8 protein-coding genes are annotated in these 11,888 nt (G+C 38.5%); 2 read left to right on the top strand and 6 right to left on the bottom strand.

All coding sequences use genetic code 11. From position 1 onward, the window contains the following. Positions 1–54 precede the first annotated feature (54 nt). Positions 55–1,230 (top strand): S1C family serine protease, encoded by a 1,176-nt coding sequence (locus tag KTI79_RS03390; RefSeq protein ID WP_032053332.1) that lies wholly within the window; start codon positions 55–57, stop codon positions 1,228–1,230. 43 nt (positions 1,231–1,273) lie between these two features. Here KTI79_RS03390 and KTI79_RS03385 read toward each other — a convergent pair whose 3' ends face one another. The 6 genes from KTI79_RS03385 to ahcY all read right to left on the bottom strand — a co-directional run bounded on the left by KTI79_RS03385 (position 1,274) and on the right by ahcY (position 11,128). Next, complete coding sequence (locus KTI79_RS03385; RefSeq protein WP_032053333.1) at positions 1,274–2,512, bottom strand: multifunctional CCA addition/repair protein; 1,239 nt, start codon at positions 2,510–2,512, stop codon at positions 1,274–1,276. A gap of 91 nt (positions 2,513–2,603) precedes the next feature. After that, a complete protein-coding gene (locus KTI79_RS03380; protein ID WP_032053335.1) occupies positions 2,604–4,874 on the bottom strand; it encodes an NADP-dependent malic enzyme in 2,271 nt (756 codons plus the stop codon). Positions 4,875–5,110: 236 nt separating this feature from the next. After that, on the bottom strand, positions 5,111–7,963 hold the full coding sequence (locus KTI79_RS03375; protein WP_086376141.1) for a GGDEF domain-containing phosphodiesterase: 2,853 nt from the start codon (positions 7,961–7,963) through the stop codon (positions 5,111–5,113). Between the two features lie 134 nt (positions 7,964–8,097). Next, on the bottom strand, positions 8,098–8,820 hold the full coding sequence (locus KTI79_RS03370) for a 16S rRNA (uracil(1498)-N(3))-methyltransferase (RefSeq protein ID WP_032053339.1): 723 nt from the start codon (positions 8,818–8,820) through the stop codon (positions 8,098–8,100). Positions 8,821–8,838: 18 nt separating this feature from the next. Further along, entirely contained in the window at positions 8,839–9,675 is an 837-nt protein-coding gene (gene metF, locus KTI79_RS03365) for a methylenetetrahydrofolate reductase [NAD(P)H] (RefSeq protein ID WP_086376140.1), read from the bottom strand. Between the two features lie 70 nt (positions 9,676–9,745). Further along, positions 9,746–11,128, bottom strand: coding sequence for an adenosylhomocysteinase (gene ahcY / locus KTI79_RS03360; protein ID WP_032053343.1), 1,383 nt, complete (start codon positions 11,126–11,128; stop codon positions 9,746–9,748). A gap of 222 nt (positions 11,129–11,350) precedes the next feature. Here ahcY and KTI79_RS03355 point away from each other — a divergent pair, with 222 nt between their 5' ends. Then, a complete protein-coding gene (locus KTI79_RS03355; RefSeq protein ID WP_032053344.1) occupies positions 11,351–11,887 on the top strand; it encodes a cysteine peptidase family C39 domain-containing protein in 537 nt (178 codons plus the stop codon). The last annotated feature ends 1 nt before the right edge of the window (position 11,888 follow it).

Below are 11,888 nucleotides of genomic sequence, written 5' to 3'. Positions count from 1 at the left end.
TTTTGTTCAATATATTAATTTAATTAAAAACTTCTTTGCGTAGAGGATATGAACGTGCGCCGCACCTTTACATGGTTACCTTGGGTGTTACTTATTATTGTAATTGCCAGTTTTATTGCATGGCAAAAATACCATCAGCCGAAACCAACTGTTGCAGTTGATGGGGTGCAAATGCCTGCTGAGAAAGTTGAACCATTGGTTGATACTTCACGAACGGGCGGGGTGGTATCTTATAGCGCTGCGGTAAAAGTTGCAGCGCCAGCCGTTGTTAATATTTTTACGACCCAGAAAGTTAAACAAAATCATCCATTATTAAGTGATCCGGTCTTCCGTGAGTTTTTTGGAAACCAAATTCCTGAACAACAACAGCAAAATGAAAATAGCTTAGGCTCTGGGGTTATTGTACGAGCTGACGGTTATATTCTTACGAATAATCATGTTATTGCTCAAGCTGATCAAATTGTAGTGGCATTGCATGACGGGCGTCGTGCAGAAGCAACAATTGTTGGTACAGATCCTGATACGGATTTAGCCGTAATTAAAATCGATTTAGATAAATTACCTGTATTGCCATTTAAGCTAAGTGGTAATGAAGTAGGTGATGTTGTCTTGGCTATTGGTAATCCATTTGGTGTAGGCCAAACGGTAACTCAGGGCATTATTTCTGCGACTGAACGCTCTGATTTAGGTATCAATACCTATGAAGACTTTATTCAAACGGATGCAGCAATTAACCCAGGTAACTCTGGTGGAGCATTAATTGATGTGGCTGGGAATTTAATCGGAGTAAATACTGCTATTTTCTCTCAGTCAGGTGGGTCTTTAGGAATTGGTTTTGCAATTCCTGCAAAAGTTTGCCAACAAGTCCTAAACTCAATTTTGAAAGATGGCCGTGTAGTTCGCGGATGGTTAGGTATTAGTTTAGTACCGCCTACACAAGAAGATGTATTAGTGCCGAAACAGCAAATTGGGGTAGTGGTTGCCGATGTCTTGAAAAGTGGTCCAGCTGCGTCAGCAGGTATTAAAATTGGTGATAAAATTATTCAAGTTAATAATGAGCCAATCACCTCAGCATCTCATTTGATTAATTACGTCGCATTACAAGCGCCTAATAGCGAAATTAATGTAATGGTTGAGCGAGATGGGAAGCAACAAAACTTTGTGGTGACAGTAGGGGAACGGAAAAACCAAAATACTCAATCACAATTTATACCACTGCCTAAACAGTAAAAGTAAAAAAAGCCTCTTAATGAGGCTTTTTTATTGGCTTGAATTAAGAATGAGAGGGTACTTGATGTTGATGTTTAAACTCAGTTAAAGCATCAATGCGATACTGAATTAGCATTTCACCAATCTCCGCACCTTTAATGTTTTCAGGTAAATCCTGAACTTTAATAGAGCGAACGATTTGCATCGCATCTAACATGTACTGAGCTTGAGGATAAGGACGGTCTTCTAAACCTAATCTTCCTTTAGCATCACATTCACATGCTTGTACAAAAGCTTCTACTCTCTCAGGACGACGTAAGACATCTAGACGCTGTAATAAACGCCATACAGTTCCTGGTTTTAACGACATAATCTGATGACATTTTAGATGTTCTTTACACACCGAGAGTGCTAACTGTCGAGTTTGAGTTGGAACTTTTAAACGTTCACATAACTCGGTAACTGGTTTTACTCCACGTTCTTCATGCATGATGTGGCGAGGGAGTTCATTAACTGGAGTTAATGCCTTACCTAAATCATGTACTAACACAGCAAATCGAACATCGAGCGAATAATTAGCCTTACAAGCTTGCTGTAAGGACATTAAGGTATGTATGCCACAATCTACTTCAGGATGATATTCAGGACGCTGTGGAACACCAAACAATGCATCAATTTCAGGGAATAGATGTTTTAACGCCCCACAATCACGTAATGTTTGAAAATAAATATCAGCGTGATCTTCTAAAAGTGCACGTGAAGTCTCTTTCCATACACGCTCTGGTGTTAATGCATCAAGCTCACCTGATTCAGCCATGGTTTGCATAAGCTGCATTGTCTCTGGCGCAATCTGAAAACCATATGAAGAATAGCGAGCCGCAAAGCGTGCAACACGTAAAACACGTAAAGGGTCTTCAGCAAAAGCTTCTGAAACATGACGCAAAGTTTTATTTTCTAAATCTGTTTGACCGCCATATGGATCATATAGTTTGCCATCTTGATCCATTGCTATGGCATTGATGGTTAAATCACGGCGAATTAAATCTTCTTCTAAACTTACTGTGGTATCAGTAAAAAATTGAAAGCCGTGGTAGCCTTTACCAGATTTTCTTTCAGTACGTGCAAGTGCATATTCTTCTTTCGTTTCAGGATGAAGAAACACAGGAAAATCTTTGCCTACAGGTTGAAAACCTTGGGCGAGCATGTGTTCCGGCGTTGCACCGACAACAACATAGTCTTTTTCTTGATAGGGATGCCCAAGTAAAAAATCACGGACGGCACCGCCTACTAAATACACTTGCATGAAAAAACCTCTATTCTTCAAGCAATCATGCTACAGAATAGAGGTTTTCTCAAGTCATTAGAGATGCTTTTCGTAAAAAGCAGTTTCTAAATTACTTTTCTTGTTGTTGGATTTCAGCAACAGTTAAAGCAGTCATATTGATAAGACGACGAGTTGTTGCTGTCGGTGTCAAAATATGAACAGGTTTTGCTGCACCAAGTAAAATTGGACCAATAGTAACGTTGTTACCAGAAGTCGCTTTCAACAAGTTAAATGAAATATTTGCTGCATCTAGGTTTGGCATAATAAGCAAGTTTGCAGAACCTTTGAAACGTGAGCCAGGGAATGCAAATTGACGAATGTTTTCGTCTAATGCTGCATCACCATGCATTTCACCTTCAACTTCAAGCTCAGGAGCTTGCTCAGATAAAATACGATAAACTTCACGCATTTTTTGAGCACTTGAGTCAGTCTGGTCACTACCAAAACTTGAATGAGAAAGCAGGGCTACACGTGGAGTAATACCAAAACGACGTACTTCTTCAGCTGCTAAAATAGTCATTTCAGCAAGTTGTTCAGCAGTCGGGTTTGTATTTACGTATGTATCAGCAATAAACAAGTTACGATCTTCAAGCATTAATGCATTTAAGGTGAAGAAGTTATTCATGCCTTCTTTAAGGCCAATCACATTGCGTACAAAGTCAAGGTGAATGTTATAGCTACTGTAAGTACCACATAACATACCGTCTGCTTTACCGAATTTAACCAGTAAAGATGCAATTAAAGTTGAACGGCGACGAGCTTCACGTTGAGCATATTCAACAGTAATGCCTTTGCGTTGCATTGTTTGATAGTAGTCTTTCCAAAACTCTTCATACATCGGGTTTTGTTCTTGATCTACGATTTCAATATTTACGCCGTGTTGTAAACGCAAGCCTAATTTTTTGATATTAGCTTCAATAACAGCAGTACGACCTACTAAAATTGGTTTAGCCAAGTCTTCATCAACTGCGATTTGCACTGCACGTAATACGCGCTCATCTTCACCTTCAGCATAAGCAATGCGTTTAGGATCAGTTTTTGCTTGAGCAAAAATCGGTTTCATCAAGAATGCAGAGTTATAAACAAACTCAGATAATTTTTGACGGTATGCAGAGAAATCTTCGATCGGACGAGTTGCAACACCTGAATCCATTGCAGCTTTAGCAACAGCAGGGGCAATTTCTAAAATTAAACGTTGGTCAAGTGGGCGTGGAATTAAATAGTCACGGCCAAATGAAGCAGATTTTTCGCCATAAGTTGCTGCATCTGCTTCTACGTGTGCCATACGTGCAATTGCATGTACACATGCAATTTTCATGTCTTCATTAATTGTTGTTGCACCAACGTCAAGCGCACCACGGAAAATGTAAGGGAAACATAATGCGTTGTTTACTTGGTTTGGATAGTCAGAACGACCAGTTGCCATAATCACGTCTGGACGTACTTCATGTGCATGTTCAGGTAAAATTTCTGGATCTGGGTTTGCCAAAGCAAAAATAATAGGGTTCTCAGCCATCTGTTTCACCATTTCTTTGGTGAGAATACCAGCAGCAGAAAGACCCAAGAACATATCAGCACCAGCCATTACTTCATGTAACTGAGTCGCTTGAATGTCTTGAACATAACGTTTTTTCGATTCATCCAAGCCTTCACGTGAAGTAGTGAGTAGACCGCGAGAATCGGCAACAATGATATTTTCTTTATTTACGCCTAAAGCACAAAGTAAATCTAAACAAGAAAGGGCAGCAGCGCCTGCACCTGAAGCTACAATTTTGATTTCATCAATTTTCTTATTTACAAGTTGCAATGCATTAAGCAAAGCTGAACCTACAATGATACTTGTACCGTGTTGATCGTCATGGAATACAGGAATTTTCATGCGTTCGCGAAGTTTCTTTTCGATATAGAAACATTCTGGCGCTTTAATATCTTCAAGGTTGATACCACCGAAAGTTGGCTCAAGAGAGGCAACAATATCTACAATTTTATCTGGATCGTTTTCTGCAATTTCGATGTCAAATACGTCAACACCAGCAAACTTCTTAAAGAGAACCCCTTTACCTTCCATTACAGGTTTAGAAGCTAATGGTCCAATATTACCTAAACCAAGAACAGCTGTACCGTTACTGACTACGGCAACCAGATTTCCGCGAGCTGTATATTTTGCAGCAGTTGATGGATCACGTTCAATCTCTAAACATGGCGCAGCAACTCCTGGTGAGTAGGCTAAAGCCAAATCTCGTTGGTTGACAAGTTGCTTACTTGGGGTGACGCTGATTTTCCCTGGGTTTGGATATTCATGGTAATTTAAAGCGGCCTGTTTTAAAGATTGATCGTCCATCTGAGTCTCTATTTGATACAAAAAAGCAAACTAGTCAAATTGCTCATTTAGGGAGAGGCAACGCGGCTCTTTGACTATGCTTTAATTTTTACCAATTAAGAGAATAGTAGACGAATTGCCAATAGCCCCGTGGTGAGCTAAATGCTAAAGAATATAACACTACTTCTTTATTTCTCACAGTCAAAAACGCTCATTTTTGGAAAAAGCAGCATAGGTAAAATAGATGACCAAAACAGTTAAGAAATATGTGGATTTGTTTGTAGATAAGGAATGATCTGCTCGGCAGGGATTGGACGACTAAAGAAATAGCCTTGTAAAAAATCACATTGTTGTTTTTGTAGGTAGGTCACCTGTTCTTTTGTTTCTACGCCTTCAGCAACCAGTTTAAGCCCCATACTTTTACCCATTGCGATCATTGCATTCACAATTGCTTCTTGTTTATGGTCACCAATTTTAGAAATAAAAGCACGATCAATTTTTAATACATCAATTGGGTACTCTGTCAGGTACGCCAAAGAAGAATAACCCGTACCAAAGTCATCTAGGGCAATTGAGATATCTCTTTGTTTTATCGCGTGTAATAGTTTTTTTACGTTGTCAGTATTGTCTAAAAGGGCCGACTCAGTAATTTCAAGTTCGAGATCGGAACCTTCTATATTATATTTTTGCAAAACCTCATCTAAATCACTGAGTAATAAGCCTCGATGTATCTGTTGCGCTACAATATTTACAGAGACTTGAATGTTGATATAGCCTGCATTTTTCCACTCTTGTAGTTGTTTTCCAACTTTATCTAAAACAACTTTACCAATGTCTGAAATTAGGCTGCTACGCTCAGCAAAAGGGATGAACATATTCGGCATGACTAATCCTTTTTCAGGATGTTGCCAACGAATGAGTGCCTCAAAACCGATAATGGATTGATCTTGTAGACTAATTTTGGGTTGGTAATAAACTACAAATTCATTATTTTGAATAGCTTTACGTAATTCTTGTTCTAAATCGGCAGTTTTATATGGGTGATCTGTTTTATTGCAGTAGTAAGAAATGGTATTGCCTCCTAAACGTTTTGCCTCTGAAAGTGCTTGCTCTGCATGATGGTTGAGATGGTCAATTTGTCTGCCATGTTCAGGGAAACATGCCACACCAATAGAGGCAGTAATAAAATATTCGTGATTATCAATATAAAATGGTGCGTTTAGCGCTTGCAAAATATTTTGGCAATATTGCTCAATATTTGGATGAATTGGCGAAATTTCATAAATAATTGCGAAATCATCGCTATTTAAGTAGGCGACTAAAATTGCATTGATGTTGATTAAGCGTAATCTTTGTGCGAACTGTTTAAGTAGTTCATCACCACTATCATTATTTAAAAATTCATTAAAAGCCCGGAATCGGTCAATATTGACTCGTATTAAAGCTAAATTTTTAATGTTATATGAGGGGTTTACAAGATATTGATGTAATTGATTGTAATAGTAAAGACGATTAGGGAGGTGAGTGAGGCTATCATAATTTTTTAAATAAGATAGGTGCTGCTCTTGACGCTTCTGCTCAGTGAGATCGCGAGCAAATCCAATATAATTAGTGATTTGGTTGAACTCATCTTTGACGACATTAATATGCAACCATAAATAGACGCTTTTGCCAGAATTAAATTTTTCATCAAACTGGCCCATGTATTCTCCTGTCTCGAGGAGTTGCTGTTTTATTGATGTATGAAATTGTTGTTGTAATTCTTTTTGATTACTTGTAATGCTAAATAACTCTTTATTCAGAAGTTCTGCTTTAGTAAATCCGGTTAATTTTTCGTAGTAAGGATTAATATTAATATAATTTAGGTGTTCATCTAAAATGAATATTCCTTCTGCTGCTTGCTCAAGCACAATAGCAGATAGCCTGAGATGTTCTTGATCTTTTTTCTCTTGATGTATATCTCGGGTCATTCCAACCATACGAAGCGCTTTTTGTGTTTTAGGATCTCTCGTGATGACTCGACCTACATCATGAATCCATCGCCAAGAACCATCTCGCCGTAAAATGCGAAAATTGATATTAAAATGATCTGTAATACCTTCCAAATGTTGTTTTAAACGTTCTTCAAAAAGCTTTTTATCACTTGGATGGATCCGATCTAATATTGTATGAAGATGAATAACAGCAGTTTGACTTTGCTTTTGCTGATCAAAAAACGTAATTTCTAACTTTTGATTTTCAATATCCCAATCCCAAGGCCGAATACCTGCAGTTTCATGCGCAAAGGCTAAATTGTAGTGATGGCTTTCGAGTTGCTCATTCATTTTGGTGAGATCATAAGTACGTTCACGTACTTTTTGCTCAAGTAAATGATTATTGAACTGAAGCTGGGCTTCAATATCTTTAGACTTATTTACTTCTTGTTGGAGCTGTACACATAATTCTTCAGCCCACTGAGTATGTTGGTCTGCAATTTGAACAAGCTGTTTGTTTTTGAGTAATAGTTGAGAAATCTTTTGGTAATTACGTTGAGTTGCGTATGCACAAAGTACAGTTGCTACAAAAGTAAGGTTATAAGCAAAATAAAATGGCAATTCAGTAATAGGGTTGTGTGTGAATTGCGCGAATAATAATGGCAAAGTACTAGGAATAAATAGGAGATAAAAGTATCGAGGTTGTGGCGTTAAAAACGTAAGACCAATGATATGAGCTGAGGTAATAAATAAAGCAATTAAAATATGAGCATCTGGTAGTGCAACTAGCTCAGGAGGAAGATAAAAATGAATAATCGTGACATTTATTCCCATTAAAATGCCAGATAATAAACAAATACTTTGTAAGACACGATCAGCTTTTTTTGTGAAGTCGATAGTGCGGTAGTGAGTTAAAATATTTGGAATAAATAATAAGCAGATAAAAGAAATGATAGTCAGTCCAATAGACCAGCTAAATATTGTTATTACAGAGGAAAAATAATAAGAAAAAATACCATATGAAATAAGGCATAGTAATATCAGGCTAATCAAATACCAACGTATATATTGAGTTGAAAGTTTCAGCTGTTCAATTTTTGTTTGATGCTGTAGATATTCTTCCTGAAGCCCAGACATAAGATTTTTCTATCCTATTTTTTTACATATATACAGAAAGAATCTGATTTATCAGTGAAAAAGAATTTGAAATTTTATTCATACAATAAAAGTAAATTAACTTTAAATCACGATTTAATCAATGTTCAGAGAACTTAGGTGGATAAAAATCGATAATTTAAAATAGATAAGGCAACAACTGGGGCAGTTTCTGTACGTAAAACACGGTCACCAATACACCAGTTCATAAAACCAGCTTGATTGGCTTGCATAATTTCATTTTCACTTAGTCCACCTTCTGGACCAATCAATAAGGCAAGTTCAGGTTGTATGCCTGCTAATACATCTTTTTGTTCTTTTTCGGGCGCTAAAACAAATTTAGAGTGAGGAAGTTCAGACGAACTTAACCAATCATGAAGGGAAATAGGTGCTAATACTTTTGGGACTAAGTTCAAGCCACATTGTTCACATGCTGCAATTGCAACGGCTTGCCAGTGATCTAATTTTTTTTGATCTCGATCGTATTTTAAGCGCATTTCACAACGCTCACTTGTCAATAATTGAATTTGGCTTACACCTAATTCAGTGGCTTTTTGAATGGCATAATCCATTCGATCGCCTTTACTCATGACTTGACCTAAAACAGCTTTAAAAGGAGCATTACGGTTTGCAGGGTTAAAATTCTCAATTGTGACAAACGCATTTTTTTTATTAATTTCGGTCAAAGTCGCGAGATATTCACCACCTTGTCCATTAAATAGAGTCGCTTGTTCTTGTAGTTGTGCACGTAAAACACGTACCCAATGATGGAATACTGATTCTGTCAGTTGAATTGTTGAGCCAACTGTAAGTTCAGTTTCGATAAAAAAACGGTTCATTGGGTACGCCTTACAAAATTAATTTAAACCAAGGTCAACAACAAGCTGACGAGTTGGTTCGACTTGGTTCATTGAGTAGAAGTGTAAACTTGGTGCGCCACCTGCAATGAGGCGTTCGCATAGCTTAACAACAACTTCATGACCAAAAGCTTTAATACTTTCGCTGTCATCGCCATAGGCTTGTAATTGCTTACGGATCCAGCGAGGAATTTCAGCACCAGTACCATCTGCAAAGCGGATTAAATTGCTTGCATTGGTAATAGGCATGATACCAGGAGCGACCGGAATGTTAATTCCAGCTTTTTCCAAACGCTCTATAAAATAAAAGTATGAGTCTGGATTAAAGAAGAATTGAGTAATTCCCGCATTGGCACCAGCTTGTACCTTTTCAATAAAACGTTGGATATCTGAGTCAAGGCTTTCAGCTTGAGGATGCATTTCTGGATAAGCTGCAACTTCAATATGAAAATGATCACCTGAGTGCTCACGAATAAAACGTACTAAATCCTGTGCGTAAGGAAGTTCCCCAAGTCCAACCTGCCCAGAAGGCAAGTCACCGCGTAAAGCAACAATACGGTTAATGCCTTGAGCTTTATATAAATCCAATAACTCAGCGATACGAGCTTTATCATCACCAATACAAGAAAGGTGGGGTGCAACTGGCGTACCTTTACCGTTGAAATCTTCAATAGCAGCAAGAGTACGTTCGCGAGTAGAACCACCAGCCCCATAAGTAATTGAGAAAAACTCAGGGTTTAATAGTTGTAATTCTTGGTGAACAATACGAAGTTTTTCAGCACCAGCATCAGTTTTTGGTGGAAAAAACTCAAAAGAAATAGGTGTACGTTTAGTCATGTCAAATCCTTGTAAACAGCGAAACATTTTAGAAAAAAGGGCAGTCGGTTCACCGTCTGCCCTTAAGTTCTTAGTATTTGTAAGCGTCAGACTTGAATGGCCCCTCAACAGCAACGCCTAAATAATCGGCTTGCTCTTGAGTTAACTGAGTGAGTACACCACCGAAACCTGCAACCATTGCAGCAGCAACTTCTTCGTCAAGTTTCTTAGGAAGAACTTCTACACGAATTTTTGCAGCTTTTTCACTTGCAGGAAGGTCAGCAAATTTCTCTTGGAATAAGTGAATTTGACCTAAAACTTGGTTAGCAAAAGAACCATCCATCACGCGTGATGGGTGACCAGTTGCATTACCTAGGTTTACAAGGCGACCTTCAGAAAGAAGGATAAGGTAGTTGTTTTCGTCTTCTGAACGATAAACTTGGTGAACTTGTGGCTTAACTTCAACCCACTTGTAACCACGTAAATAGGCCGTGTCGATTTCTGTGTCAAAGTGACCGATGTTACATACAACTGCGCCAGCTTTTAAGCTATCTAACATCGCTGCATCACACACGTGGTAGTTACCAGTTGTTGTCACAACAAGGTCAGTATTGTCAAGAAGATCGTGGTTAATATCTTCTTTTTTACCTGTTTGTACGCCGTTTTTGTATGGAGATACAACTTCATAGCCATCCATACATGCTTGCATTGCACAAATTGGGTCAACTTCAGTTACACGAACGATCATGCCTTCTTGACGTAAAGATTGAGCAGAACCTTTACCCACATCGCCATAACCGACTACAAGTGCACGACGGCCAGACAAAAGCATGTCAGTTGCACGTTTGATTGCGTCATTTAATGAGTGACGGCAACCATATTTGTTGTCGTTTTTAGACTTAGTAACTGAGTCATTTACGTTAATTGCAGGAACTTTCAAAGAACCGTCTTTCCACATCTCGATAAGACGTTGAACACCTGTTGTAGTTTCTTCGGTAATACCGTGAATACGTTCTAGAAGAGCAGGGTATTTTTCATGAACAAGAGCAGTTAAATCACCGCCATCGTCCAAGATCATGTTGGCATCCCAAGGTTGACCATTTACATTGATCTGTTGTTCAAGGCACCATACATATTCTTCTTCAGTTTCACCTTTCCAAGCAAAAACTGGAATACCGCGAGCAGCAATTGCAGCAGCAGCGTGGTCTTGAGTCGAGAAAATGTTACATGATGTCCAGCGTACTTCAGCACCTAACTCAACAAGCGTTTCAATAAGAACTGCTGTTTGAATGGTCATGTGAATACAACCAAGAATTTTTGCGCCAGCAAGTGGTTTAGAAGCTGCATAGCGTTTACGTAAGCCGATCAAAGCTGGCATTTCTGCTTCAGCAAGTTTGATTTCTTTACGACCGTAGTCAGCAAGTGAGATGTCAGCAACTTTGTAATCTGTAAATGAAGCATTAACCGCGTTCATCAGGATCTCCTAGGGAAAAAATAGTATGGATCGTTCTGTTCGCGGATGCCGTTGTTGGTTAAAACGAGTGTCTAACCGATTGTCGAGCCTGGCAAATTGATCTTTAGTGCCGATCATTTGTCGCAGCATCCCTCGACTAGCGCAACATTGTACTTGGAAAAGCTTTTAGTGCCAATCCAGTTTTGTTTATTATCTGCCTAATTATCTTTATAGATTCAAATTATGGCAGTAAATATTCCCCAAGCTCTAGCAAACCTTGAAGCAAACTGTGGTGTTTTTGCAGTTTGGATGGTGCTTAGGCATCATGGTGTGCAAATTAATATTGACGAGCTAATTCAAGTTTGTCGGTATGATGAAGACGGCACCTATACTATTGCCTTGGTGGTCGCTTTAAAGAAATTTGGGTTTGATGTGTCATTTCATTCAGATAAAGACCCCAATATTAGCTCAAGCGAACGCATGAGCTATAAAGAAGCAAAGGTATTGAAAATACCAATGGGGCCAGCATTGAGCTATCAGGGTATTCAAGCTGAAATTCAAAATGGAAAAATGGTGATTGTCTATTACGATACTTTAGCTGGTGTCGGAAATCAGTCACTCATTTATTCTATTGACTCAAATGAAATCTGCTTTTTTGATAGTTTTGAGCCGATGTCAGCAGCAGTTTTTGAAATGCAGCGTCAAGTAGAAGGAATTTGTCGTCAGGCTATCGTGATTGATGACCGTAATTTTCAGGTATATTCGACCAAATTGAATTAGA

It is taken from the genome of Acinetobacter sp. WU_MDCI_Abxd143 (genome assembly GCF_025514195.1).
Lineage (GTDB): Bacteria > Pseudomonadota > Gammaproteobacteria > Pseudomonadales > Moraxellaceae > Acinetobacter > Acinetobacter pittii_H.
This window is presented reverse-complemented; position numbering and strand designations above follow the sequence as displayed.

Coding starts and splice junctions, on each gene's coding strand:
- KTI79_RS03375 (WP_086376141.1), bottom strand. CDS start 7,963: ATGTCTGGGCTTCAGGAAGAATATCTACAGCATCAAACAAAAATTGAA.
- KTI79_RS03385 (WP_032053333.1), bottom strand. CDS start 2,512: ATGCAAGTGTATTTAGTAGGCGGTGCCGTCCGTGATTTTTTACTTGGG.
- ahcY (WP_032053343.1), bottom strand. CDS start 11,128: ATGAACGCGGTTAATGCTTCATTTACAGATTACAAAGTTGCTGACATC.
- metF (WP_086376140.1), bottom strand. CDS start 9,675: ATGACTAAACGTACACCTATTTCTTTTGAGTTTTTTCCACCAAAAACT.
- KTI79_RS03355 (WP_032053344.1), top strand. CDS start 11,351: ATGGCAGTAAATATTCCCCAAGCTCTAGCAAACCTTGAAGCAAACTGT.
- KTI79_RS03370 (WP_032053339.1), bottom strand. CDS start 8,820: ATGAACCGTTTTTTTATCGAAACTGAACTTACAGTTGGCTCAACAATT.
- KTI79_RS03380 (WP_032053335.1), bottom strand. CDS start 4,874: ATGGACGATCAATCTTTAAAACAGGCCGCTTTAAATTACCATGAATAT.